This is a genomic window from Streptomyces cyaneofuscatus (genome assembly GCF_000718135.1).
Lineage (GTDB): Bacteria > Actinomycetota > Actinomycetes > Streptomycetales > Streptomycetaceae > Streptomyces > Streptomyces cyaneofuscatus.
Genome location: NZ_JOEM01000016.1, coordinates 244933 through 269188, shown reverse-complemented (window position 1 = coordinate 269188; position 24256 = coordinate 244933). Strand labels below are relative to the sequence as shown.

22 protein-coding genes are annotated in these 24256 nt (G+C 72.4%); 3 read left to right on the top strand and 19 right to left on the bottom strand.

Going from position 1 to position 24256, the window contains the following annotated elements; genetic code table 11:
• Positions 1-36: 36 nt before the first annotated feature.
• The 10 genes from IF17_RS1000000139035 to infC all read right to left on the bottom strand — a co-directional run bounded on the left by IF17_RS1000000139035 (position 37) and on the right by infC (position 10592).
• Positions 37-282, bottom strand: coding sequence for a hypothetical protein (locus IF17_RS1000000139035; RefSeq protein WP_143660188.1), 246 nt, complete (start codon positions 280-282; stop codon positions 37-39).
• A 349-nt stretch (positions 283-631) separates the two neighbouring features.
• Entirely contained in the window at positions 632-1162 is a 531-nt protein-coding gene (locus tag IF17_RS0125725; protein WP_030570331.1) for an NUDIX domain-containing protein, read from the bottom strand.
• Between the two features lie 87 nt (positions 1163-1249).
• Positions 1250-2599 carry an NsdA family TPR-like regulatory protein gene (locus tag IF17_RS0125720; protein WP_030570328.1) on the bottom strand — a complete coding sequence of 450 codons (1350 nt, stop codon included), beginning with the start codon at positions 2597-2599 and terminating at the stop codon, positions 1250-1252.
• Positions 2600-3015: 416 nt separating this feature from the next.
• Positions 3016-5529, bottom strand: a complete 2514-nt coding sequence (pheT, locus tag IF17_RS0125715; RefSeq protein ID WP_030570325.1) for a phenylalanine--tRNA ligase subunit beta — start codon at positions 5527-5529, stop codon at positions 3016-3018.
• The gene (pheS, locus tag IF17_RS0125710; RefSeq protein ID WP_018515307.1) at positions 5529-6668 is read right to left on the bottom strand and encodes a phenylalanine--tRNA ligase subunit alpha; all 1140 of its coding nucleotides are present in this window, start codon (positions 6666-6668) and stop codon (positions 5529-5531) included. The genes pheT and pheS overlap by 1 nt, the downstream gene beginning before the upstream one ends.
• 116 nt (positions 6669-6784) lie before the next feature.
• Positions 6785-7930, bottom strand: coding sequence for a sensor histidine kinase (locus IF17_RS0125705; RefSeq protein ID WP_030570322.1), 1146 nt, complete (start codon positions 7928-7930; stop codon positions 6785-6787).
• Between the two features lie 172 nt (positions 7931-8102).
• Entirely contained in the window at positions 8103-8948 is an 846-nt protein-coding gene (locus tag IF17_RS0125700) for a TrmH family RNA methyltransferase (protein ID WP_018515309.1), read from the bottom strand.
• A 113-nt stretch (positions 8949-9061) separates the two neighbouring features.
• Positions 9062-9445: a 50S ribosomal protein L20 gene (gene rplT, locus IF17_RS0125695; RefSeq protein ID WP_007457565.1), complete on the bottom strand. Its 384-nt coding sequence runs from the start codon at positions 9443-9445 to the stop codon at positions 9062-9064.
• Positions 9446-9553: 108 nt separating this feature from the next.
• Positions 9554-9748 carry a 50S ribosomal protein L35 gene (gene rpmI / locus IF17_RS0125690; protein WP_003970213.1) on the bottom strand — a complete coding sequence of 65 codons (195 nt, stop codon included), beginning with the start codon at positions 9746-9748 and terminating at the stop codon, positions 9554-9556.
• A gap of 121 nt (positions 9749-9869) precedes the next feature.
• Positions 9870-10592 (bottom strand): translation initiation factor IF-3, encoded by a 723-nt coding sequence (gene infC, locus IF17_RS0125685; protein WP_076967956.1) that lies wholly within the window; start codon positions 10590-10592, stop codon positions 9870-9872.
• Positions 10593-10914: 322 nt separating this feature from the next.
• Between infC and IF17_RS0125680 the strand changes: the two genes are divergently transcribed.
• A complete protein-coding gene (locus tag IF17_RS0125680) occupies positions 10915-11280 on the top strand; it encodes a DUF1844 domain-containing protein (protein ID WP_018515311.1) in 366 nt (121 codons plus the stop codon).
• Positions 11281-11349: 69 nt separating this feature from the next.
• On the opposite strand, the gene IF17_RS0125675 is transcribed toward IF17_RS0125680, so the two are convergent.
• The 3 genes from IF17_RS0125675 to IF17_RS0125665 are packed head-to-tail and all read right to left on the bottom strand — an operon-like array spanning position 11350 to position 14188.
• Complete coding sequence (locus tag IF17_RS0125675) at positions 11350-12078, bottom strand: SseB family protein (protein ID WP_030570316.1); 729 nt, start codon at positions 12076-12078, stop codon at positions 11350-11352.
• Between the two features lie 44 nt (positions 12079-12122).
• Positions 12123-13307, bottom strand: a complete 1185-nt coding sequence (mycP, locus tag IF17_RS0125670) for a type VII secretion-associated serine protease mycosin (protein ID WP_030570314.1) — start codon at positions 13305-13307, stop codon at positions 12123-12125.
• Positions 13304-14188: a hypothetical protein gene (locus IF17_RS0125665; protein WP_030570311.1), complete on the bottom strand. Its 885-nt coding sequence runs from the start codon at positions 14186-14188 to the stop codon at positions 13304-13306. Before IF17_RS0125665 ends, mycP begins: the two co-directional genes overlap by 4 nt.
• 453 nt (positions 14189-14641) lie before the next feature.
• Between IF17_RS0125665 and IF17_RS0125660 the strand changes: the two genes are divergently transcribed.
• Positions 14642-15844, top strand: coding sequence for an amino acid deaminase/aldolase (locus IF17_RS0125660; protein ID WP_030570309.1), 1203 nt, complete (start codon positions 14642-14644; stop codon positions 15842-15844).
• 18 nt (positions 15845-15862) lie between these two features.
• Here the strand turns inward: IF17_RS0125660 and IF17_RS0125655 are convergent, their stop codons facing one another.
• Together IF17_RS0125655 and IF17_RS0125650 are read right to left on the bottom strand one after the other, a co-directional pair.
• Positions 15863-16816, bottom strand: coding sequence for a DUF2510 domain-containing protein (locus tag IF17_RS0125655; RefSeq protein WP_030570306.1), 954 nt, complete (start codon positions 16814-16816; stop codon positions 15863-15865).
• Between the two features lie 20 nt (positions 16817-16836).
• A complete protein-coding gene (locus IF17_RS0125650; RefSeq protein WP_030570304.1) occupies positions 16837-17805 on the bottom strand; it encodes a LysR family transcriptional regulator in 969 nt (322 codons plus the stop codon).
• Between the two features lie 70 nt (positions 17806-17875).
• Here IF17_RS0125650 and IF17_RS0125645 point away from each other — a divergent pair, with 70 nt between their 5' ends.
• Entirely contained in the window at positions 17876-19054 is a 1179-nt protein-coding gene (locus tag IF17_RS0125645) for a TDT family transporter (protein WP_030570302.1), read from the top strand.
• Here IF17_RS0125645 and IF17_RS0125640 read toward each other — a convergent pair.
• The 4 genes from IF17_RS0125640 to IF17_RS0125625 form a co-directional block, all read right to left on the bottom strand.
• The gene (locus IF17_RS0125640) at positions 18993-19703 is read right to left on the bottom strand and encodes a helical backbone metal receptor (protein ID WP_030570300.1); all 711 of its coding nucleotides are present in this window, start codon (positions 19701-19703) and stop codon (positions 18993-18995) included. The genes IF17_RS0125645 and IF17_RS0125640 overlap by 62 nt on opposite strands.
• Before the next feature lie 23 nt (positions 19704-19726).
• Complete coding sequence (locus IF17_RS0125635; RefSeq protein ID WP_018515320.1) at positions 19727-20272, bottom strand: helix-turn-helix domain-containing protein; 546 nt, start codon at positions 20270-20272, stop codon at positions 19727-19729.
• Between the two features lie 162 nt (positions 20273-20434).
• Entirely contained in the window at positions 20435-23059 is a 2625-nt protein-coding gene (locus IF17_RS0125630) for an ABC transporter permease/substrate binding protein (RefSeq protein ID WP_030570298.1), read from the bottom strand.
• Entirely contained in the window at positions 23052-24161 is a 1110-nt protein-coding gene (locus IF17_RS0125625; protein ID WP_030570296.1) for a quaternary amine ABC transporter ATP-binding protein, read from the bottom strand. The genes IF17_RS0125630 and IF17_RS0125625 overlap by 8 nt, the downstream gene beginning before the upstream one ends.
• Positions 24162-24256 lie beyond the last annotated feature (95 nt).

Sequence of the window (24256 nt, the reverse complement as noted above, 5' to 3'; positions counted from 1 at the left end):
GAGGATCCGAGCCCGCGCGTCACGATGATTCCCTTCCTACGCGTACTCCGCGCTGAAGCTCGGCTTTCCGTTCCACTTGCTCAGGGATACGACGATCACCAGACGCCGCCCGGCAGAAACGTCGAATTCCTCCGCACCGGCTTTACTGCCGGCCTGCTCCAGTCCGCATGCAACGCGGTGGATCCCAGGAGTAACGCTATGCGTGAGACTTCCTCCCGAACCGAGGGTCCCCACCTGCTGCGAGTCGATCCAGACCGACATGGGCACCAGAGAACCGGTCACGCGGGAAACCCTGACAATTTCCAACTGCGTCACACCCCCCGGCGACTCGATTCCGCAGTTGGGGCACATCGGCGCAGCATCCGAAACACTATGGCCGCATTCGCGACACCCCACCATTGCCATAGCTGATCCCCCTCGAAGAATAGGCCCCGTCGGCCTCGATCCTTACATGGTGCCATAGGGGGACGTGACTGCACCCGGTTATCTCCAAGGAAATGCATTTCACCCAGTGGTACGCCGAGTACGACGAGCCGGCACCGGATTATCCGGGGCCGGCTCCTCATACGTGCGAGGCGTGCGAGGCACGGGAGACACGAGAGGCGTGCGAGACGCGTGGGGCCGAGCAGCCTCAGCCCAGCCGCACGTGGTGCAGCATCAGCAGCGCCGCCGCCATGTTCGCCGCGGGCACCTCGCCCCGGGCGATCATGTCCGGGATGAGCTTCAGCGGTATCCACTCACGGCGTGAGGACTCGAAGGCGTCCTGCGGCGGGCCCGTGTACTGCCCCTCTTCTGCCCAGTAGAGGTGGTGGCGGGCGTCGGTGAGGCCGTTGGCAGGCTCCACGGTGAGCAGGGGGCGCAGGGGACCGGGGCGCCAGCCGGTCTCCTCCTCCATCTCGCGGGCCGCCGCCGCCGCGATGTCCTCGCCGTCCTCGACGACCCCGGCGGCCAGCTCCCACCCCCAGCTGTCGGTGATGAACCGGTGGCGCCAGAGCAGCAGCACCTCGTCCGACGCGTTGACGACGGTGGCCGCGGCGACGGGCCGCAGCCGGATCACGTAATGGTCGAGGTGGCTGCCGTCGGGCAGCTCCACATCCGCCAGGTTCACCCGGAACCATCGGTTCTGATACACATTCTGTTCGCTTACGTTCGTCCACTGCACGGTTCTGCCGCCTTTCGACATGTTGGGGGCAACATGCCAGCAGGGCCGGCCGCCAAGCGGAACGAACGGCGGGTGCGCGGCGGGAGCTCACAGGGGCACGCGGAGCGCCCCGTCGATCAGACCGGCCGTCTGTACGGCGTCGGCGCAGCCGCTCTCCGCCAGCTCACGCCGCACCTGGCGCAGCCGGTCGCGCAGCCGCTGGGACTCCATCCCCCGGGCCCGCTCGGCCATTTCGGCGGCGGTCCCGGCCGCCCGGTCCGGCTCGCCCTGGAGCAGTTCGATATGGCTGAGCATCGCTAGGCGGTGCACGCGCCCCCGGTCGTGCGCCGGGGCGCGCACGGCGGAGGTCGCGTGCTCCCGTGCTGCCGGCAGATCCCCCAGGCTGAGCAGCGCCTCCGCCACCTGGACGTCGACCAGGCCCGGCTGGACGTACCCGGTCTCGTCCGGCTCCCGCCCGGTGTGGATCCGGCCCGCCTGCGCCTCGGCCCGCCGGATGCAGGCGCGGGCGCTCGCCGCGTCGCCGAGCTGGGCGTACGCCTTGGCCTGCATGGCGTGCAGATCGGCGGCGAGCGCCGGAGTGATGTGGTCACCGGCGGCCCGCAGCGCGGCCTCGGCGAAGGCGATGGAGCGGCGGTGGTCGCCGAGGAAGAGGGACTGGGTGACCAGCAGGGCGATCACATAGCCGCCCAGGGCCCGGTCCCCGCTGGACTTGGCGAGCCGGAGCGCCTGGTGGAAGTAGCGCTGGGCGAGACCGTGGGCGTCGGAGTCGTACGCGCAGACGCCGGCCATCGCCACCAGGGCCGCCGTCGCCCGGTGCAGGCGGCGGCCGAGTTCGTCGCTGTGGCCGCCGCGCAGCAGGGGCGCGGCCTCGGCGTTGAGGAAGCGGACGATCCGGGGTCTGGTCGCGATGCCGCCCGCCTTGCGGTACATCTGCTCGTAGTGGTCGCGCGCGGACCGGAGCGTCTCTATGTCGGCCGCGCTGACCCGGCCGGGGCCCGGGCGGGAGACGTCGGTGTCCTCCGGCGGGTTCTCCCACTCCCAGACCGGCATCACCGCCGTGGTCCCGGTGACGGCGGGGACGGTGGCCAGGTGGGGGCGCTGCTGTTCGTCCGAGCGCCAGAGCGCGGTGGCCCGCTCGACGAAGCCGGAGAGGGAGGCGCTGTGGGGTGCCGTATCGGTGCCGTAGCCGCCGGGGACACCCATGCCGATGTCGTCCAGCACGACCGGGCGTCCCAGCCGGCCGCCCAGCACCTCGCAGATCAGGTCCGGCACCTGGCCGCGTGGGCGCTGGCCCTTCAGCCAGCGGGAGACCGCGGTGTGTTCGTACCGCAGGGTCAGGCCGCGGGCCCGGCCCGCCCGGTTGACGTGACCGGCGAGCCCCGCCCGGGACATCCCGGCCTCGTCGATCAGGGATTCGAGCAGGACATTCGGCTCCATCGTCCCCCCAGATGCGTGTCGCAATGAGCCTAGTCCAGCACGTTTCACACGGGGTGTGAACGGAATGCCCGAACCGTCGGGCCGTGCACTCTGCCGCGCCGGGGCGGGGCTCGGTTGAATGAGCTCCTCGCAAGAGGCGGCCGGGTCGTCGGCTCCCCCTCGTAACGGTTGACGACCCGCACCCGCGTCCGTCCGCACCGCCGGCCTGCCCGACACTCCGTGGCAGTGCGGACGGGCGCCGGATCGCACGACCCACTGCCCAACGACGAAGGAGGGTGGCTGCGGGTCGGGGCACGGAACCGCGCTTCCTCCCGGTTCCGCGTCCGGTCCGCGTGCGGTCCCTCAGCCGCCCGGCGGGACAAGGAGAAGGGGCGTATCCGGTGGCCGGATACGCCCCTTCTCAACGCGCCACGGGACTACGCTCCGCGCAGCACCGCGCCCGTGCGCTCGGCGGCCAGGGCCACCGCGCTGTCGCGGGCGGCCGAGGCCTCGTCCACGGTCAGCGTGCGGTCGGGGGCGCGGAAGCGCAGCGCGTAGGCCAGGGACTTGTTGCCCTCGCCGATCTGCTCGCCGGTGAAGACGTCGAACAGCCGCAGCGATTCGAGGAGTTCACCCGCGCCCTCGCGCAGCGCCCGCTCCACGTCGGCGGCCGGGACGTCCCCGGCGACGACGAGCGCGACGTCCTGGGTCGCCACCGGGAAGGTGGAGATCCGGGGCGCCTGGAGCGCTCCGTCGACGGCCTGTTCCAGGACGTCCAGCTCGACCTCGGCGGCGCAGGTCCGCTCGGGCAGGTGGAGCGCCTTGATGACGCGCGGGTGGAGCTCGCCCGCGTGTCCGAAGAGGGTCTCCTCGCCGTTCACCGTGACGTACAGCGCGGCGCAGCGGCCCGGGTGCCACGGGGCGTGCTGGTCGGCGCGGACGGTGACCTCCACGCCGGCCTCGGCCGCGATGGAGCGGGCGGCCTCCACCGCGTCCGCCCAGGTCGCCGGGGTGCCCTTGCCCCACCAGCCGGCCTGCTCGCGGGCGCCCGCGAGGACGACGGCGGCGCGGCGCGGCTGACGCGGAAGGGCCGCGTCGAGTCCGGCGATCTCCTCGTCGGTGGGACGGCGGTCGACCGGAAGGCGGACGGCGGGGGTCTCCTCGCCGGTCGGCCGGAAGACCAGGCCCGTCTCGAAGAGCGCCAGATCGTGGCTGCCCCGGCCGTCGTTGCGCCGCAGTGCGCCGAGGAGCCCCGGCAGCAGCGTGGTGCGCAGCGCCGGTTCCTCGTCGGAGATCGGGTTGACGAGCTTGACCGTACGGCGGCGGTCGTCGTCCGCCTCCAGGCCGAGCTGGTCCAGGACCGCGTCGCCGATGAACGGGTAGCTCAGCGCCTCGACGTACCCGGCTCCGGCCAGCGCCCGGCCGATGCGGCGGTGCAGCCGCTGGCGGTCGGTGAGGCCTCGGCCGGAGGGGGGCGTCGGCAGGGTGGAGGGCAGGTTCTCGTAGCCCTCCAGGCGGATGACCTCTTCGGCCAGGTCGTTCGGCTCGTTGAGGTCGGGCCGCCAGGACGGGACGGTGACGATCAGCTCGTCCTGCCCGTAGACGTCGCAGCCGACCTCCTGGAGGCGGCGGACGACGGTCTCGCGCCCGTACTCCACACCGGCCACCTTGTCCGGGTGGTTCGCCGGCATGGCGATGGTGCGGGGCGCGTGAGGCGCGGTGATCTCAGTGACCCCGGCCTCGGCGGTGCCGCCCGCGAGGAGGACCAGCAGGTCCACCGTGCGCTGCGCCGCCGCTGCGGCCGCCTGCGGGTCGACGCCGCGCTCGAAGCGCTTGGACGCCTCGGAGGACAGCTTGTGGCGGCGCGCGGTGCGGGCGATCGAGATCGCGTCGAAGTGCGCGGCCTCGACGACGACCTCGGTGGTGAGCGCGTGCTCGCCGTCCGCGTCGGCGATCTCGGTGTTGGCGCCGCCCATGACGCCCGCGAGGCCGATCGGCCCGCGGTTGTCGGTGATGACCAGGTCCTCGGCGTCCAGCACGCGGACGGTGCCGTCCAGCGTGGTGAGCTTCTCGCCCTGGGTGGCGCGGCGCACGCCGATCGGGCCGTCGACCCGGTTGCGGTCGTAGGCGTGCAGCGGCTGGCCGAGCTCCAGCATCACGTAGTTGGTGATGTCGACGGCCAGCGAGATCGGCCGCATCCCGGCCTTCTGGAGGCGGCGCTGCATCCAGATCGGGGAGCGGGCCTCGGGCTGGAGACCGGTCACGGTGCGCGCGGTGAAGCGGTCGCAGCCGATCGGGTCGCTGATCTGGACCGGGTAGCCGTACGCGTTGGGCGCGGGCACGTCCAGGAGCGCCGGGTCGCGCAGCGGCAGCCCGTACGCGGTGGCGGTCTCGCGGGCGACACCGCGCATCGACAGGCAGTAGCCCCGGTCGGGGGTGACGGCGATGTCGAGGACCTCGTCGACGAGCTGGAGCAGCTCGATCGCGTCGGTGCCGACCTCGTGCTCGGGCGGCAGGACGATGATGCCGTGCGTGCCGTCGTCGCCCATGCCGAGCTCGTCGGTGGAGCAGATCATGCCGTGAGAGGTCTTGCCGTACGTCTTGCGGGCGGCGATCGCGAAGTCGCCGGGCAGGACCGCGCCCGGGAGGACCACGACGACCTTGTCGCCGACCGAGAAGTTACGGGCGCCGCAGACGATCTCCTGCGGTTCGCCGGTGCCGTTGGCGGAGCCGACGTCGACCGTGCAGAAGCGGATGGGCTTCTTGAACCCCTCCAGCTCCTCGATGGTCAGGACCTTGCCGACGACCAGGGGGCCCTTGAGGCCCGCGCCGATCTGCTCGACGGTCTCGACCTCCAGGCCGACGGAGACGAGCTTGGCCTGTACGTCACGGCCGGTCTCCGTCGCCGGCAGGTCGACGTACTCCCGCAGCCAGGAAAGCGGGACGCGCATCAGATCTCCATCCCGAACGGCCGGGTGAACCGGACGTCACCCTCGACCATGTCTCGCATGTCTTCGACGTTGTGGCGGAACATCAGCATCCGTTCGATGCCGAACCCGAAGGCGAATCCGCTGTACTTCTGGGGGTCGACACCGCAGGCAGTCAGCACCTTGGGGTTGACCATGCCGCAGCCGCCGAGCTCGATCCAGCCCTCGCTGCCGCAGGTGCGGCAGGGGCGGTCCGGGTTGCCGACGGACTCGCCGCGGCAGACGTAGCAGACCATGTCCATCTCGGCGGACGGCTCGGTGAACGGGAAGAAGTTCGGCCGCAGCCGGGTCTTCATGTCCGGTCCGAAGAGCGCCTGGACCATGTGGTCGAGGGTGCCCTTGAGGTCGGCCATGGTGAGGCCCTCGTCGACGGCGAGCAGCTCGATCTGGTGGAAGACCGGGGTGTGCGTGGCGTCCAGCTCGTCGGTGCGGTAGACCCGGCCGGGGCAGACCACGTAGACGGGCGGCTTGCGCTCCAGGAGCGAGCGGGCCTGGACCGGGGAGGTGTGCGTACGCAACACGACGCCGGACTCGTCGCCCTCGGTCGCCTTCCCGTCGGGCGTGGTGCCCTGGACGAAGAAGGTGTCCTGCATCTGGCGGGCCGGGTGGTCGGGCACGAAGTTCAGGGCGTCGAAGTTGAACCACTCCGCCTCGACCTCGGGGCCCTCGGCGATCTCGTAGCCCATGGCCACGAAGACGTCCGCGACGCGCTCCATGATGGTCGTCAGGGGGTGGCGGGCGCCGGCCGGGACGCGGTCGTAGGGCAGCGTGACGTCCACGGCCTCCTCTACGAGCACCCGGGCGTCGCGCTCGGCCTCCAGCTCACTCTGGCGGGCGGCCAGGGCCTTGGAGACGGCGCCGCGGGCCTGGCCCACGCGCTTGCCCGCCTCGGCCTTGGCCTGCGGGGGCAGGGCGCCGATCTCGCGGTTGGCGAGCGACAGGGGCGAGGTACCTCCGGTGTGCGCGGTCTTCGCCTGGGCGAGCGCGTCGAGGTCGCCGGCGGCGGCGAAGGCGGCGAACGCCTCGTCCCGCATGCGCTCGATCTCTTCCGGTTTCAGTGCCTCGACCTCGACTGGGTCGTACGACTTGTTCGGTGCCGACATCTCTTCCCGTGCTTCCGATTGGCTGGTGGCGCGACCCGGCTCGACGACCGCAGGACGCAAAGGTGCCAAAGGTCGAGTCTAAAGGCCGCAGGACGGTCGGGGCGCCCGTGGGCCGCTCACGCCAGGTAGGCGGGCATGCTCACGGGCAGAATAAATCGGAACTCGGCCCCGCCGCCGGGGCCCCGGCCGACGGTGATGGTCCCGCCGTGCGCCTCGACGATGCCCTTGACGATGTAGAGGCCCAGGCCGGTGCCGCCGCGCTTGCTCCCCCGCCAGAAGCGGGTGAAGACACGGCCCATCGACTCCTCGGGGATGCCGGGGCCCTCGTCGCTCACGGTGACCGCCGTTCCCATCTCGTCGCAGGCACCCGGCGCGGGTGCGGGGGCGATCTCCATGGTGACGGTTCCCTCGCCGTGACGCACCGCGTTTTCCAGGAGGTTCCCGAGGATCTGGTCGATCTTGTCGGGGTCGGCCCACAGGGCGGGCAGCGGGCCCCGGGCGTGGACCCGGAAGCGCTCGGGGGCCTGGCCGCCCGCGATGAGGGCCTGGATGTGGCGGGCGACGGCGGCGGAGATGTCGACCGGCTGGCGGCGCAGCTCCAGGCGGCCGGAGTCGATCCGGGAGATGTCGAGCAGCTCGGCGATGAGCCGGGTGACCCGGCCCGCGTCGGCGTCGACGGTCTCCAGCATCAGCCGCTTCTGGTCGTCGGTGAACCGTTCCCATTTGGCGAGCAGGGTGGCGGTGAACCCTTTGACCGAGGTCAGCGGGGAGCGCAGCTCGTGCGCGACGGTGGCGATCAGCTCGGCGTGGCTGCGTTCGGTACGCCGGCGGGCCTCGGTGCCGCGCAACGAGACGACGACCCGGCGCACCGGGCCGAGCGGGTGCTCGCGTACGTAACGGGCGGAGACCAGCACCTCGCGCCCGCCGGGCAGCAGCAGGTTGCGCTCGGGCTGGCCGTTACGGGTGGCGAGGCCGCCGTACGGGTCGGTCAGCGCCCACCAGCGTTTGCCCTTGAGGTCCTCCAGCGGGAGGGCCGCCTCCAGGGGGCGGCCGATCGCCTCTGCGCGGGGGGTGGCGGTGATGCGGGCGGCGGCGGCGTTGAAGCAGACGACGCGGCCGTCGGCGTCGGCGACGACGAGCCCGTCGGGCAGGTCGTCGGGGTCGAGGCCGGCGGGGAGGGCGTCCAGGTGTCCGACGCCGGTGCCGTCCGCGCTTCCGGCAGCGGTGTGCGCCGGTCGCGGCGAGCTCATGCCGACAGCCATTTTCCCCTATCCCCACCTCTCGAACCGGTGCAGTGGGCCCCCGAGTTCGTCACCCTACTAGCCGTCGGCGAACCCGCGACACCCTGTGGGGGCGCGCGGTGGGAGTGCGCCGGTGGGCGGAAAAGCGGAATGGCCGGGACCGTTCGGTGACGGGCCGTCGGAAGACGTGGAGTTACGCCTCGGGGGCGCGGCGCGGCCGCTGGGCGCGGGCGGAGGCGTAGAGGCAGACGGCGGCGGCGGTGGCGAGGTTGAGGCTCTCCGCCTTGCCGTGGATGGGGACGCGGACGACGGCGTCGGCGAGCGCCCGGGTCTCCTCAGGCAGCCCCCAGGCCTCGTTACCGAAGACCCAGGCGGTGGGCCCGCCCATGGTGCCCGCGTCCAGCTCGTCATCCAGGTCGTCGTCCCCGGCGCCGTCGGCGGCGAGGATGCGCACCCCGGCGTCCCGGAGCCCCTGCACGGCCTGCTCGACGGGGACGCCCACGGCGACGGGCAGGTGGAAGAGCGAACCGACCGACGCCCGTACGGACTTGGGGTTGTACAGGTCCACGGAGGCGTCGGTGAGCACCACCGCGTCGGCGCCCGCGGCGTCCGCGCAGCGCAGTACCGTACCGGCGTTCCCGGGGTCGCGGACGTTGGCCAGAACCGCCACCAGGGTGGGCTTCGCGTCGAGGATCTCCTGGAACGGGGAATCCAGGAAGCGGCAGACGCCGATCAGACCTTGCGGGGTGACGGTCTGCGAGACGTCGGCGAGGACGTCGTCGCCGGCCAGGTGGACCCGGGCCCCCGCCGCGTGGGCGGCGTCGACGATGTCGGCGTACCGGTCGGCGGCCTCGGGGGTGGCGAACAGCTCGATGAGCGTCGGCTCGCCGTCCCCGCCCCGGTGGGCGGCGGCCTCGCGCACGGCCTGGGGTCCCTCGGCGATGAACCTGCGCTCCTTGCCGCGGAAGTTGCGGCGGGCCAGCCGGCGGGCGGCGGCGACGCGCGGGGAGCGCGGGGAGATCAGTTCGGGGGTGCCCATGGTCGGCGGCGAGCCTCTCTGCGTACGGGATGGGGATGGGGGTCAACGCACCGGACCCGCAGACGGCGTGCGCCTGCGGGTCCGGTTCACGTACCTGGAAGGTGGCGCCTGGATCAGGCGGCCTTCGGGGCGTTGACGTCGCTCGGGAGGGCCTTCTGAGCGACCTCGACGAGAGCGGCGAACGCGTTGGCGTCGTTGACCGCGAGCTCGGCCAGGATCTTGCGGTCCACCTCGATGTTGGCGGCCTTCAGACCCTGGATGAGGCGGTTGTACGTCATGCCGTTCTGGCGGGCAGCGGCGTTGATGCGCTGGATCCACAGCTGACGGAAGTCGCCCTTGCGCTTCTTGCGGTCGTTGTAGTTGTAGACCAGGGAGTGGGTGACCTGCTCCTTGGCCTTGCGGTACAGGCGCGAGCGCTGCCCGCGGTAGCCCTTGGCCGCCTCGAGGATTGCCCGGCGCTTCTTGTGGGCGTTGACTGCCCGCTTGACGCGTGCCACTAGTTAACTCCTTGTAGCGGGGCCGTGGGTGTCTTCACACGGCCCGGAAACGAATTGGTCCCGGTGTGATCGAGGTCGTGCCCCCGGAGAAGGTCCGGGGGCCGGACCTCACTTGCCGAGAAGCTTCTTGATCTTCTTGGCGTCGGCCGGAGCCACGACGACCGTGCCGGTCAGCGAGCGGGTCTTCTTGGACGACTTGTGCTCGAGAAGGTGGCGCTTGCCGGCCCTCTCACGGAGCACCTTGCCGGAGCCGGTGATCTTGAAGCGCTTGCTGGCACCGCTGTGCGTCTTGTTCTTCGGCATCGCGCCGTTCTCTCCTCGTCAGTGGCGCCCCTCACGGTGCCGGGCACCGGACTGCAGGGGCGTCAGATCTCTATGGGATTCCGGGGGGACCCGGGGGCGCCTGGATGGCAGCCCCCGAAGGTCACGCCTCGGAAGGTGTCTCGGCCGGAGCCTCGGCCGCTTCGGCCGGAGCCTCAGCGGTGTCGCCCTCGGGCGCGGCGTCGGTCGTGCCCTGACGCTCCGCCTTGCGGGCGGCCTGGGCCTCACGGGCCTCGGCCATGGCTTCGGTCTTCTTCTTGTGCGGGCCCAGAACCATGATCATGTTCCGGCCGTCCTGCTTCGGGTTGGACTCGATGAAGCCCAGGTCCTCCACGTCCGAAGCGAGACGCTGGAGCAGTCGGAAGCCCAGCTCCGGGCGGGACTGCTCACGACCACGGAACATGATCGTGATCTTGACCTTGTCGCCCTGCTTGAGGAACCGGACGACGTGACCCTTCTTGGTGTCATAGTCGTGCGGGTCGATCTTCGGCCGGAGCTTCATCTCCTTGATGACCGTGTGCGCCTGGTTCTTGCGCGCCTCACGGGCCTTCATGGCCGACTCGTACTTGAACTTCCCGTAGTCCATGAGCTTGCACACGGGCGGACGGGCTGTCGCCGCCACCTCGACCAGGTCGAGGTCATACTCCTGTGCGAGCTCCAGGGCCTTGGCAAGCGGAACAATCCCGACCTGCTCGCCGCTGGGACCGACAAGTCGGACCTCGGGAACGCGAATCCGGTCGTTGATGCGGGGCTCGGCGCTGATGGATCCTCCTCGGTAGCACCACGCGACCGCCTGGCGGACAGCCGCGTTACGTGTGTGTCTCAAGACCAACCGAGCCGGAACCGCAAAAATGCCCCGGACGGGACACAGGCGGGGCTCCATAACTACCGGAGCACCGCCGCGGTCAACCGCGGGGCGCATCGAGCGGCTCCATCGTCCGTACGGAACGATGGGGACCGCCTGACCGGTGACCCGCCGTCCGTGAGGACGGTCAGGTGGGAGATCGGAGCCTCCACTTGTGGGCCGAGCACATAGGTGTCCGGCCGGTCGTTACACAAGGTTAGCAGCCCGGTCGCGGGGGCGCTAATCCTGCGTCCGCGGGGCTCCCGCGCGAAGGACGGCAGCCGCCGGGCCTTATCGTGTGGGCATGAGCGACGCGACCCCCACCAGCAGTGAGAACCCCGGCTTCGACGCCATGGCCCGCGACATCGCGGAGGTCCCGGCCGTCGAGGTCATCGTGACGGTCGCCGTCAACCTGATGAGCGCGGCGGCGGTGAAGCTCGGCCTCACCGAGGAGGGCGAGGACCACAAGGACCTCGACGAGGCCCGCAAGCTGGTCCACGCGCTGGCCGGACTGCTGGACGCCTCCACCACGGAGATCAGCACCTTCCACGCCTCCCCGCTGCGCGACGGCCTGAAGTCGCTCCAGCTCGCCTTCCGCGAGGCCTCGCTGGTGCCGGACGAGCCCGGCAAGGGCCCCGGCGAGAAGTACACGGGCCCGGTCTACGGCTAGACACCCTTTTCGTACGTACGTGAGCCCGCCTCCCCCTCGTCGGGGCGGCGGGCTCTCGCGTGTCCGGGCTCAGCGGCTGAAGAGGGGCTCCCCCGGTGCGGCGGCTCCGGCCGGCAGCAGCGCCAGGTCCAGCCCGCCGACCAAGCGGGCCCTCAGCGCCTCGCTGCCGGAGAGCGCCTCGGCCACCCGGCGGACCGCCTCGGCGGGGACCGCGTCCGGGGCGAGGACCAGGGCGAGGGTGCCGTCCGCCCGGCCCGGGCCGAGGTGGGCGCGGAGCACGGCAGGTTCGGCGGCGACCACCTCCCGTACGGCGTCGATCACCGCCGGGTCCTGGAGCGGGTCGGTGCTGGTGCGGTTCTCCGCCAGGGCCAGGAGCGCCTGGCCGCTGAGCTCGAAGGCGACGGGCCCGGCGAGGTCCAGCACCACGGTGTCGGCCTTCTCGTGCGCGGCGGCCTGGAGGGCCTGGTGCAGCGGTACGGCGACGGGGCGGGCCTCGGGGTCCCAGCGGGCCAGCGAGTCGGTCGAGGTGAAGGCGGGCAGCGCACGCCGGTCGCCCGCCGTGAGGGTGGGGACAGCCATGTCGCTGGTCTTCTCGCGCCGCAGCCCGTTCTCGTCCTCCTCGACCTCGCCGAGGACGGCCACGACGGGGACGAGGAGCCGGGCGTCCCGGAGGGCCGCGAGGACCGGGCCGACGGCGGTCCGGTCCCGCGACCAGGCGTCGAGTGCGCCGGTCAGGGCGGGGGAGGCCGAGCCGTCGTCGTCGGAGAAACCGGAGTCCGGGATGTTCTTGAGCGCCACGGGTCGAGAGTAGTGCCTGGCGGCGTGGCCGCTGAGCCTGGGGTTCAGCGGTGGCCGGGGGCGTTCCGGCCGCGCCACAGGACGACGGCCGCTGCCAGCAGGGCCGCGCCCAGACCGCCCGCGAGCGGGGCCGCCCAGTTGACCGGGTCGTCGGCGGCGGGCGGCGGGGTCGGGCCGGGGCCGAAGAACTTCCTGCGGTGACCCGCCGTGGCGGTCTGGGCGCTCAGCTCCCCGGGGCGCAGCCGGGAGCCCGCCTCGATGGCCTCCGCCGGATCGACGATGCCGTAGCCGCGGGCATCGTCGCGGCCCTCGACGGGGGCGTCGCGGGCGGTGTCGGCGAGGAGCTTCTTGATCTGGGCGGGGTCGAGGCCGGGGTGGGCCGCGCGGACCAGGGCGACGGCCCCGGAGACGAACGCGGCGGCCGCCGACGTACCCCACTCGATGTAGTAGTGGCCGTCCGGGTTGGCGACGACGATGTCCACGCCCGGCGCGCTGACGGTGGCGTACCAGCGGCGGGTGGAGAAGGAGGCGTGGGTGCCGTACTCGTCGACGGCGGCGACCGCGATCACGCCGGGGTAGGCGGCCGGGTAGGAGATCCGGTCACCCTTCTCGCCGCCGTTGCCCGCCGAGGCGACCACGGAGATGCCCTTGGACAGGGCGTACTGGATGGCGGAGTCCTCGCCCGGGTCCGGGTGGGCGGACTCGCTGTCGTCGCCCAGGGAGAGGTTGATGACGTCGGCGCCGTTGTCGGCGGCCCAGCGGATGCCCTGGGCCAGCGCGGTGCCACGGGTCTTGCGGGCCTTGGCGCGGGCCGGGTCCTTGGACTCCAGGATCACCCGCACGGGCAGGATCCTGACCTCGGGCGCGATGCCGAGGACGCCGTCGGCGCGGCCGGGGCCGTTGCCGCGTCCGGCGATGATCCCGGCCATCGCGGTGCCGTGGAGGGCCCAGGAGGGGTCGCCCTTGCCGGCGCCGAAGCCGACGAGGTCCTTGCCGGGGAGCACCTGGCCGACGAGGTCGGGGTGGGTGCCGTCGACCCCGGTGTCCAGGACGGCGACGGTGACGCCCGCGCCCTTGGTCGTCTGCCAGGCGCGGTCGGTGCGCAGGGCCGCCAGGGCCCACTGCTGGTCGCGGATGGCGTCCGCGTGGGCGGGGGATGCGGGGGTGAGCGCGAGGACGGCGGCGGCGCAGACCGCGGCGAGGACGCGGTGGGGTCGTCGTCGGGTCATGCGGGCGGCTCCACGAGATCGGTGACGGTCGTGCGCAGCCCGCGCTCCACCCGGTCCGCGATGCCCTTCGCCTCGTGGCCGAGGCCGGCCTGGGCGATGTCCGTGGTGGCGGGGGTCTCCGTCGCCGCGTCGGCGGGCTGCGGCTCGGCGACCGTACGCGCGTCGGCGAAGCCGGAGACGGCGAAGACGACGACCGGGATCTCGGTGAGCGGCCGGACGGTCCAGCTGGCGCGCTGCCGGTCGCCGAAGCCGGCGGCGACGGTGCCCTCGGGGGCGTACGTACGCGGCATCAGGTCCTTGCGCGCGGCGAGCTTCTGCTCGGTGAACCGGGCGCTCAGGGCCTGCATCCCGGCGGCGTCGGCCTCGGTGACGACCATGCCGACGGTGGTGACGGCGGAGCGGGTCGAGTCGGTGTAGGTGGCCCGCACCATGCGCTCGCAGCCGACGGACCGGAGGGTGGTGCGCAGCAGCGGGTCGAGCCCCTTGGAGCAGCCGCTGTCGGCGGCGACGGCGAGCCGGGTCCAGGTGCGGTTCGTGCCGCCGGGCCCGGCCCCGGTGCCCTTGAGGGTGCGCGGGAAGAGCGTGTCGACGGGGACGCTGTGCCAGACGGTACGGCCGGCGGTGTACGGGGTCCGGGTGGGCTCGGCGGAGGAGTCGCCGGTGAGCCAGGCTCCGGTGGCCGCGCCGCCGATGAGCCCCAGTCCGAGGACCACGCAGGCGGCGGCCAGGGGTGCCCGCCACCGCTGCCGGGGCGGGACAGGGCGGAGCCGGGTGGTGGTCTCGACGGGCGTCTCGGGGTAGCCGTAGCGGGCCGGTACGCGGTACGCGCCCGGGGGCGGCGGGACGGCTCCCGGCGCCGGGGTCAGGTCGACGGCCCCCACGGGCCTGCGCTTGTTGAGGGTGAAGGCGGGGGGCGGCCCGGAGCCGGGGTGCGCGGGGTACGGGGCGGGCGCGGGTGGCGCCGCCGGTGCTGACGGGGCGGTGGGGGCCGCTGTGTTCGGCGGTACGGGGGTGGTGGGGGGTACTTGCGAGGGGCGCGGGGCCGGTGGGGCTTCAGGGCCGCGCGGGGCCTGTGCAGAGGGCGGGACCGCCGGGGCCGGTGGGGTCGTCGGGCGGGGCGGCACGGGAGCGCGCTGCGCTTCGGTACTCATCCGGCCCCCTGGTTCACGTCCCGTACCGACCACGGATCACCGTCACCGCCAGGCGCGTTGGTGCTCGCGTGCCCGTCACTCTACGGGCTGCGGGCGCACGGCGGGGAACGGGACGCCCGGCCTCGGCGGATCTGCCCCGAACGTCCCCTACCCAGGGGTAGCGCTCTCTGGCAAGCTGCGCCCATGACTGCCCGCGCCGCTGACCGGACCCGGTACAACCGGGCCACCGCCCACCTCGACGCCCCGATCGCGATCGTCGATCTGGACGCCTTCGACGACAACGCCGACGATCTGGTGGCCCGGGCGGGCGGGAAGCCGATCCGGGTCGCGAGCAAGTCCGTGCGGTGCCGGGCCCTGCTGGAGCGGGTGCTCGCGCGCCCCGGGTTCGCCGGGATCATGTCGTACACGCTGGCGGAGTCGCTGTGGCTGGCACGGGCCGGGTTCGAGGACATCCTGCTCGCCTATCCGTCGGCCGACCGGAGCGCCTTCGCCGAGCTGGCCGCCGATCCCAAGCTGGCCGCCGCGGTGACGGTGATGGTGGACGACCACTCCCAGCTGGAGCTGATCGACGCCTCCCGGGCCGGCGGGCAGGAGGAGATCCGGGTCTGCCTGGAGCTCGACACCTCGCTGCAACTGCTCGGCGGCCGGATCAGGATCGGCGCGCTCCGCTCCCCGCTGCGCTCCCCCGCCCAACTCGCCGAGCTGGCCCGCTCGGTGGCGCGCAGGCCGGGGTTCCGGCTGGTGGGGCTGATGGCGTACGAGGGTCATGTCGCCGGGGTCGGCGACTCGTTGGCGGGGCGGCCGTTGCGGTCCCGGGCGATCCGGCTGATGCAGGCGACCGCCCGTAAGGAGCTGGCGGCCCGCCGCGCCGAGGTGGTGCGGGCGGTCCGCGCGGTCGCCCCGGAGCTGGAGTTCGTCAACGGCGGTGGCACCGGCAGCGTGCAGCACACGGCGGCCGAGGCCGCGGTGACGGAGATCGCGGCGGGTTCGGGGCTGTACGTGCCCCGCCTCTTCGACAACTACACGTCGTTCACCGCCCGCCCGGCGGCCCTGTTCGCCCAGCCCGTGGTGCGCCGGCCGGGCGTGGGCGTGGTGACGGTCCTCGGCGGCGGCTACCCGGCCTCCGGTGCGGCCGGGGCGGACCGCTCCCCGGTTCCGTACCTCCCGGAAGGGCTGCGCTACGACCCGCAGGAGGGCGCGGGCGAGGTCCAGACGCCGCTGCTGGGCTCCCCCGCCGACGACCTGCTGATCGGCGACAAGGTCTGGTTCCGGCACGCCAAGGCCGGTGAGCTGTGCGAGCGCTTCGACGCGCTCCAGCTGATCGAGGGCGACCGGGTCACGGCGACCGTGCCGACGTACCGGGGCGAGGGGAAGACGTTCCTCTGATACCGGGGCCGAGCGTGCTCAGGGGCCGATCGACGCGCCCACGCCACCGCTCGTCGCGCTGTCCCCGATCGGGCGGACCGACCGCGTGATCGTGTCCATCAGGGAGACCGGCAGCTCCGGCCGGTCCGCGTCGAAGGCGAGCCGGACGATCACCGGGGTCTCACTGCCCACCGTCGACGGGAAGGCCACCGACTGCACCACCCCGCCGGGGCCCTTCGCGGTGACGACCCGCCAGCGCACCAGGTAACCGGTGCGGCCGGCGACCGCGACCGGCTCCGCCTTGAGCACCCGGTGGGACGTGATGCCGCCGTAGGTGCGCCGGCCGAGGACGTCCTCCTCGTAGGCCTTGTCGGCGGCGGTGGTGATGTCGGCCTCCGCGATGGCCTTGGGGTCACTCTGGCCGGCCCGGGCGGTGCGGGTGGAGACGGTGCCCCGGTAGCAGAAGGACGCGGAGGTGCCGGGGCAGTCGTAGGAGACGGCGGTACGGATGGTGGGGGCGTCGTCGGAGGTGTTCTTCACCTTCTCCCAGCCGTCGGGCACCGCCAGCGTGATCCCGTTGAGCTGGTCGACGAGGACGCCGGGGTCGCCGTCCGGGCCGTCCTCCGGGGAAGGCGTCGCGGAGGTTGCGGGTGCGGTGGGGGCCGGGTCGGAGGCGGTCGGGCCCGGTGCCGCTCGCGTACCGCTGTCGTCGGGGCCCAGCAGGACGGCGGCTGTGAGGGCCGCGCCCAGGACCAGCAGGCTCGACAGGGTGATCGCCAGGACGCGGGTACGGCTGCCGCCCCGGGGAGGCGGGGGTGCGGTCGGCGGCCCGAACGCCTGGGGCGCGTACGGCGGGTGCGCCGGCTCCTGCGGTGCGGGGTGCGCGGCGGCGGACGCGCGGGTGTGCGCGGTCCACGCCGTGCCGTCCCACCAGCGTTCGGTGCCGGGGGTCCCCGCGTCCGGGTACCAGCCGGGCGGCGTCGCGAAGCTCATGGGGCCACTTTAGGCGGCCTTCACAGCGTGTTCGAAGCGGTGACGGACCCGGGGTCGTCGGTGGACCGCCCGGTGCGGGAGAGCAGGTCGCGGGCGGGGCCGGTGGGGCGGTGGCCCGTCGGCCAGACGGCCCGCAGCTGGCGGCGCAGCCGTACGCCCGCGACCGGGATCTTGACCAGGCGGCGGGACGACAGCTCCTCGCCGAGGGCCAGTTCGCTCAGGACGCAGGGCCCGGCGCCGCTCTCCGCCGCGCCCTTCACGGCGGTCGTCGAGGAGAGCTCGAGCAGCGGCTGGGCGAGGCCGCCGTGGACGGCGAGGGCCGCGTCGAGGACCTGCCGGGTGCCGGAGCCTCGCTCGCGCAGGATCAGCGGGGTGGCGGCCAGTTCACCGGGGAGCAGCGGGGTGCGGCGGCGGGCCCACGGGTGGCTGGGGGCGACCACGACGACGAGGCGGTCGTGGGCGATGACGGTGCCGTCCAGGCCCTCCGGTATCGACAGGCCCTCCACGAAGCCCAGGTCGGCCTCGCCGGTGACCAGCCGCCGGGCGACGTCCGCCGAGTTGCCGACGAGGAGCGAGACGGCGGTGTCCGGGCGCTCGGCGCGCAGGGCGATCAGCCAGCCCGGCAGCAGGTACTCGGCGATCGTCATGCTGGCCGCGACCCGCAGCCGGGAGTCCCGCCGGTCGCGCAGCGCGTGCGCGCCCGCGTCGAACGCCTCGGCCGCCTCCACCACCCGGCGCGCCCAGTCGGTGACGAGCGCGCCCGCGTCGGTGAGCCGGGAGCCGCGCGGGGAGCGGTCGAGGAGGGCGACGCCGAGCTGCCGTTCCATGGAGCGGATGCGGCTGGAGGCGGCGGGCTGGGTGATGCCGACGTCCTTGGCGGCCCGCCCGAGGCTGCCGTGGCGGGCGACGGCGAGCAGCAGCTCCAGCGCTCCGAGGTCGGGGACCCGGTGGGAGAGCGGGGCGCGGGGGGCGTGGTCGTCGCTGGGCATAAAGCCAGCTTATGACCTCATAGGAACGGGGTCCCTGGTGGGCGGAGCCGGGCGCGCCAAGAATCGTGGCATGGCCATCTTTCCGGAGACCCGGACCGCTGAACCGCTCCTCCCCCGCGACGCGTGGACGGGCCCGCGACCGGTCGCGCGGCGGCTGTCGTCCCTGCGGCACATCGGCCCGAACTGGTACGCGAGCGTCATGGGCACCGCGATCGTCGCGAGCGCCGGGGCGGCGCTGCCGGTGGACGCGCCCGGTCTGCGGGGCGCGTGCACGGTGGTGTGGGCGCTGTCGGCCGTCCTGCTCGCCACCGTCCTCGCCGCCCGGGCCGGGCACTGGCTCCACCACCGCGACCAGGCCCGCGCCCACCTCCTGGACCCGGCTGTCGCCCCCTTCTACGGGTGCCTGGCCATGGCGCTGCTGGCGGTCGGCGGGGCCACGCTGGCGGTGGGCGCGGACGTCATCGGCGTACGGGCCGCGCTCGCCGTGGACGTGGTGCTGTTCGCCGTGGGGACGGCGGTCGGTCTGGTGGCCGCCGTCGTGATCCCGTACCTGATGGTCGTACGCCATCGTCCGGCGCCCGGGACCGCGTCGCCGGTCTGGCTGCTGCCGCTGGTCGCCCCGATGGTCTCGGCCTCGCAGGGCGCGCTGCTGGTGCCCCATGTACCGGCCGGACAGGGGCGGGAGGCGCTGCTGCTGGCCTGTTACGCGATGTTCGGGCTGTCTCTGCTGGCCACGCTGGTGGTGCTGCCGCTCGTGTTCGCCCGGCTCGTCCACCACGGGCCGCTGCCGCTCGCGCTGACCCCGACGCTCTTTCTGGTGCTGGGGCCGCTGGGCCAGTCGACGACCGCCGTCAACCAGCTGGCCGACGCGGCTCCGGGTGCGGTCGCGGGGCCCTATGCCTCGGCGTTCGGGGCGTTCGCTGTGCTCTATGGGGTGCCGGTGATGGGGTTCGCGCTGCTGTGGCTGGCGCTGGCCGGGGCGATGGTCCTCAGGGCGACGCGTGACGGTATGGGGTTCGCGATGACGTGGTGGGCGTTCACGTTCCCTGTAGGGACGTGTGTGACGGGGGCGGCCGGACTGGCCCGGCACACCGGTCTGGACGCGCTGACCTGGCTGGCCGTGGCGCTGTACGTGTTCCTGGTGGCGGCGTGGGTGGTGGCGGGGGCCCGGACCGTGGGCGGGGTGGTCAGCGGAGCGCTGACGGCAGCTCCCGTGCCGCCTGGAGCAGCGACGGCCCGTACCAGGTGAGCAGGCGGCCGTCGACGAGGGCGGCGGGCAGGCCGGGGAAGGCCTCGGGCCCGTCGTCGGCGGTGAAGCGGTAGGGCTCGTCGGGCAGCACGACCAGCTCGGCGCCGGACGCGTTCAGCTCGTCGAGCGGGATGCGCGGGTAGCGGTCGGCGTGGTCCGCGTACACGTTGCGCACCCCGAAGCGGGCCAGCAGGTCACCGGCGAAGGTGTCGCGGCCGAGCACCATCCAGGGGCGGCGCCAGATCGGTACGACGGCGGGGCGCGGGCTCGCGGAGGGGGCGGGGAGCTCCGCCCAGGCCTCCTCGGCCTCGTCGAGCCAGCGGGGGCGGGTCAGGCCGCAGCCGGTGGTGAGGACCCGGTCCAGCTCGGTGAAGGCCTGGTCCAGGGTGCGGATCTCGGTGACGAGGACGTCGAGCCCGGCCTCCCGGAGCGCGGCGAGGTCGGGGGCGCGGTTCTCCTCCTCGTTGGCGATGACCAGGTCCGGTGCGAGGGCCGTGATCGCGGCCACGTCCGGGTTCTTCGTGCCGCCGATCCGGGCGGCGGTGAGGCCTTCGGGGTGCGTGCACCAGTCGGTGACGCCGACGAGCAGCCCGGGGGCGGTGGTGGCGACCGCCTCGGTGAGGGAGGGGACCAGAGAGACGACACGCATCGGCACCACCACTCCCCCGGCCCTCAGCGGCGCGAGTCGTACGTCGCGTCGATGTGCTCCGCCACCGCGACGAGCAGCAGCCGGGTGCCGGGCCGGGTGGCCCGCCAGCGGTGCCGTACGCCGCCGGAGAGGAACAGGGTGTCGCCGCGCTCCAGCCGGTACGCCTGGCCCTCGGCCTCGACCTCGGCGGCGCCCTCGACGACGTACATCAGCTCGTCGTTGCGGTGCTGGAACTCGCGCCCGAGGTCCTGCTCGCCGGTGAACTCCAGGGCGCTGAGCTGGTGGCGCCCGCGCACCACCCGGCGTACGCCGTCGCCCTCCTCACCTCGTACGACATCGACCGCGCGTGCCGAGTCGGCGGCGGCCCGCAGCCGTGAGGTGGTGGTCTCCAGGGCCTCGGCGACCCGGTCGAGGGAGCGGGCGCTGGGGCGGGCGCGCTCGTTCTCGATCTGGCTGAGGAAGGGCACGGAGAGCCCGCTGCGCTCGGCGACCGCGGCCAGCGTGAGGCCCAGGGTGCGGCGCCGACGGCGGACCGCGGCACCCACCCGCGGTGTGTCCTTGTCGTCCATGTCCGGGCTCCCTCCCACCTCAGCCATCCTCCCGGCTGCCAGCACCTTACGCACATGGTTGCGCGAGACGTCCGGTAATCGGCCCCCGGACAGCCGGAAGGGGTGGGCCCCGCCCGACGGCGGCACCCACCCCTCACCTGCGCTTTTTCTCCCCTGGAACCCCTACTGGGGTGCCATGGTGTCCGCGATGCCCGGATTTTCGTCCATCCAGGCCTTCACGGCTTCCTCCTCGTGACCCGCGCCGCGCTTCTGGATCTCGTTCTCCAGGCCGCCGAGCTGCTTCTCGCTCAGCTCGAAGTCCTTGAACCACTTGGTCAGCTGCGGGTACTGCTTCGGGAACTCCTTGGAGGCGATGGTGTGCAGCCGGTCGCCGTCACCGAACGCCTTCTTCGGGTCCTTCAGCTTCGTCATGCCGTACTCGTTGTACGCCCAGTGCGGCGTCCAGAGCAGGACGGCGATGGGCTCCTTCTTGGCGTACGCCCTCTTCAGCTCGGCGAGCATGCCGGGCGTGGAGGAGTCCAGGACCTTGTACTCCTTGTCCAGGCCGTAACTCGGCAGGACGTTCGTCTTGAGGTTCTCCATGGTGGCGGTGCCGGGCTCGATGCCGACGATCCGGCCCTTGAAGTCGGAGCCCTTGCCCTTGAGGTCCTCGATGCTCTTGACGTCCTTGACGTAGTCGGGGACAGCGACCTCGATGGAGGTCGGCCCGTACCAGGAGCCGAGGTTGCTCAGCTTGTCGCCGTACTTGTCCCAGTAATTCTTCTGGGTGTACGGCAGCCAGCCGTCGAACTGCACGTCGATCTGGCCGCGCGACATGGCGGCGTACATCGGACCGACCTCGAACTGCTTGAGGTTGATCTTGTAGCCGCGCTCCTCCAGGACCGCCTTCCACAGGTACGTGGCGGCGATGTCCTCCTCCCAGGGGAACCAGGCCACCTCGACCGGGCGCTTGCGCTCGTCGTCACCGCCGGCCGCCTGGGCGCCCTTCGGGGCGGGCGACCACTTGTCGGCGACGCCCGGGTTGGCCTTCAGCCAGGTGCGGACGGCCTCCTGCTCCTTGCCGGAGCCGCTCTTCTGGATCTCGGCTTCAAGGCTGGTGAGCTGCTCCTCGCTCATCTTGAAGTCCTTGAGCCACTTGGCGACCGTGGGGTTCTCCTCGGTGAAGCCCTTGCGCGCCAGGGTGTGGATGCCGTCGCCCTTGCCCCAGAGACCCTTGGGGTCCTTGAGCTTGGTGAGGTCGAAGTCGTTGTACGCCCAGTGCGGCGACCAGAGCGGAACGACGATCGGTTCCTTCTTGGCGTACGCGCGCTTCAGCTCGGCCAGCATGGACGGCGTGGAGCCGTCGATGAGCTTGTACTCCTTGTCGAGGCCGTAGCCCGGCAGGAGCTTGTCCTTGAGCAGGCCCATCTCACCGGCGCTCGGCTCGATGCCGACGATCCGGCCCTTGAACTCGGAGGCGCGCCCCTTCAAGTCCTCCATGGACTTGACGTCCTTCATGTACGCGGGGACCGCGAGCTCCAGCGAGGTGGGGGCGTACCAGGCGCCCATGTCCTCCAGGCGGTCCTGGTACTTCTTCCAGTAGCTGGCGTGGGTGGTGGGGAGCCAGGAGTCGGTCTGGAAGTCGATCTGGCCGTTGGCCATGCCGGTGTAGAGCGCGCCGGCCTCGTACTGCTTGACGTCGACCTCGTAGCCGCGCTGTTCCAGCATCTCCTTCCAGAGGAAGGTGGAGGCGATGCCCTCGTCCCACGGGATGTAGCCGATGGAGATCTTCTTGCCGTCGCCGACCTTGGCGTCCGCGCCGGAGGCGGTGTTCTTGGCGGAGTCGCCGAAGATGCCCATGCCGCCCGCGACGAGCGCGAGGGCCACGATGCCGGCGACCGCGACGACGGGCTGCGGGCGGTAGGCCCAGATCTTCCAGCCCTCGACGGACGCCTGCGCCTTGGCGGCGGCGCGGCGGCCGAGCGGGGAGACCTCGCGGCCGAGCGCGCCGGTCATCCGGTCCAGGTACATGGCGAGGATGACGATGGAGATGCCCGCCTCGAAGCCGAGGCCGACGTCGATGTTGCCGATGGCGCGGTAGACGGAGCCACCGAGGCCGCCGCCGCCGACCATACCCGCGATGACGACCATGGACAGGCCCAGCATGATGACCTGGTTGATGCCCGCCATGATCGTGGGCAGGGCGAGCGGCAGCTGAATGCGCAGCAGGGTGTTGCGCGAGGTGGTGCCGAAGGCCTCGGCCGCCTCGACGAGTTCGCCGTCGACCTGGCGGATGCCGAGTTCGGTCATCCGGACGCCCGGGGGCAGCGCGAAGATGATGGTGGCGATGATGCCGGGGACCACACCGACGCCGAAGAAGATGACGCCGGGGATCAGGTAGACCATGGCGGGCATGGTCTGCATGAAGTCGAGGACCGGCCGGACCACGGCGCTGACGGTCCTGGACCGGGAGGCCCAGATGCCGAGCGGTACGGCGATGAGCAGCGTGACGAGGGTGGCGACGAGCACCAGGGTGAGGGTGTCCATCGCCTCGGCCCACAGCTCGACGGAGTCGATGAGGGCGAATCCGACGAAGGCCAGCAGAGCGGCCGGCAGACCGCGCAGCCACCAGGCGATGATCGCGACGATGCCCGCGAAGAGGAGCGGGTGGGGAGCGGACAGCACGGCGGCTATGCCGTCGAACATGGAGCCGACGAGAGAGCTGATCGCGTCGAACAGCCAGGCGAGGTGGGTCTGGAGCCAGTCGACGGCGGAGTCGACCCATTCACCGAGAGGGAGCCTAAACACTGGCCACCTTCTTCACGGCATCGTTGTCGGAGGGCGTCTTGTGCGGTGCCCCGGAGTCCTTGGATGTCCCGGAGTCCTTGAGGCCCTCGGTGGGTGTCATCGGGTCGCCGAGCACGGCCAGCAGCCGGGAGCTGGGGACGACGCCGACGAGCTTGCCCTTGTCGTCGGTGACGGCCACCGGGTCCGCGCTCTGCGAGCAGGGGGTGAACAGCTCGATGATCGGCGTGGACTCCGAGACCGTGGCGGGGGCCGCGGCGAGGACGTCCTGCGGGGTGCGCAGCTCCTTGCCGTCGGTCGTGGTGGAGCCCATGACGGTGTGCGGCTCGGCCATGATGGCGCCCGCGGTGAGGACCCGGGAACGGTCGACGTCCTGGGTGAAGGAGGCGACGTAGTCGTTGGCCGGGGTGACGAGGATGTCCTCGGCGGTGCCGAGCTGGACGATCCTGCCGTCGCGCATCACGGCGATCCGGTCGCCCAGGCGCATGGCCTCGTTGAGGTCATGGGTGATGAAGACGATGGTCTTCTTCAGCCGCTTCTGGAGCTCCAGGAGCTGGTCCTGCATGTCGCGCCGGATCAGCGGGTCGAGCGCGCTGAAGGACTCGTCCATGAGGAGCAGGTCGGCGTCGGTGGCCAGCGCGCGGGCGAGGCCGACGCGCTGCTGCATTCCGCCGGAGAGCTCGTCGGGCCAGGAGTTCTCCCAGCCGGCGAGGCCGGTCAGCTCCAGGGCCTCGGTGGCACGCCTGATCCGCTCGGAGCGGGGTACACCCTGGACCTCCAGGCCGTACGCGGCGTTGTCCAGGACGCTGCGGTGGGGGAAGAGCGCGAAGTGCTGGAAGACCATGCTGATCTTCGTGGAGCGTACGTTCCGCAGATCGCGGGGGCTCAGGGCGGTGAGGTCCTGGTCGTCGAAGAGCACGCGTCCGGCGGTGGGTTCGAGCAGCCCGTTGAGCATCCGGAGCAGCGTGGACTTGCCCGAGCCGGACAGGCCCATCACGACGAAGATCTGGCCCGGCTCCACCGTGAAGGAGGCGTCGATCACCGCTGCGGTCGTTCCGTCGGCGCGGAGCTCGTCGCGGTCGGTGCCGCTTTCGAGCTTTCGCACGGCTTGATCGGGTCGTCGGCCGAACACTTTGTACAAGTTCTCGGCTTGCAGCCTGGACACATACACCTCACGGGTTGAACTGAAAAACGGTCTGC

What these genes read in the sequence shown, in the direction of transcription:
- IF17_RS0125720 (WP_030570328.1), bottom strand. Translation starts at nt 2,599, where the DNA reads ATGGAGCCGAATGTCCTGCTCGAATCCCTGATCGACGAGGCCGGGATG.
- pheT (WP_030570325.1), bottom strand. Translation starts at nt 5,529, where the DNA reads ATGCGCGTCCCGCTTTCCTGGCTGCGGGAGTACGTCGACCTGCCGGCG.
- pheS (WP_018515307.1), bottom strand. Translation starts at nt 6,668, where the DNA reads ATGTCGGCACCGAACAAGTCGTACGACCCAGTCGAGGTCGAGGCACTG.
- IF17_RS0125705 (WP_030570322.1), bottom strand. Translation starts at nt 7,930, where the DNA reads ATGGCTGTCGGCATGAGCTCGCCGCGACCGGCGCACACCGCTGCCGGA.
- IF17_RS0125700 (WP_018515309.1), bottom strand. Translation starts at nt 8,948, where the DNA reads ATGGGCACCCCCGAACTGATCTCCCCGCGCTCCCCGCGCGTCGCCGCC.
- rpmI (WP_003970213.1), bottom strand. Translation starts at nt 9,748, where the DNA reads ATGCCGAAGAACAAGACGCACAGCGGTGCCAGCAAGCGCTTCAAGATC.
- IF17_RS0125680 (WP_018515311.1), top strand. Translation starts at nt 10,915, where the DNA reads ATGAGCGACGCGACCCCCACCAGCAGTGAGAACCCCGGCTTCGACGCC.
- mycP (WP_030570314.1), bottom strand. Translation starts at nt 13,307, where the DNA reads ATGACCCGACGACGACCCCACCGCGTCCTCGCCGCGGTCTGCGCCGCC.
- IF17_RS0125660 (WP_030570309.1), top strand. Translation starts at nt 14,642, where the DNA reads ATGACTGCCCGCGCCGCTGACCGGACCCGGTACAACCGGGCCACCGCC.
- IF17_RS0125655 (WP_030570306.1), bottom strand. Translation starts at nt 16,816, where the DNA reads ATGAGCTTCGCGACGCCGCCCGGCTGGTACCCGGACGCGGGGACCCCC.
- IF17_RS0125650 (WP_030570304.1), bottom strand. Translation starts at nt 17,805, where the DNA reads ATGCCCAGCGACGACCACGCCCCCCGCGCCCCGCTCTCCCACCGGGTC.
- IF17_RS0125645 (WP_030570302.1), top strand. Translation starts at nt 17,876, where the DNA reads ATGGCCATCTTTCCGGAGACCCGGACCGCTGAACCGCTCCTCCCCCGC.
- IF17_RS0125640 (WP_030570300.1), bottom strand. Translation starts at nt 19,703, where the DNA reads ATGCGTGTCGTCTCTCTGGTCCCCTCCCTCACCGAGGCGGTCGCCACC.
- IF17_RS0125635 (WP_018515320.1), bottom strand. Translation starts at nt 20,272, where the DNA reads ATGGACGACAAGGACACACCGCGGGTGGGTGCCGCGGTCCGCCGTCGG.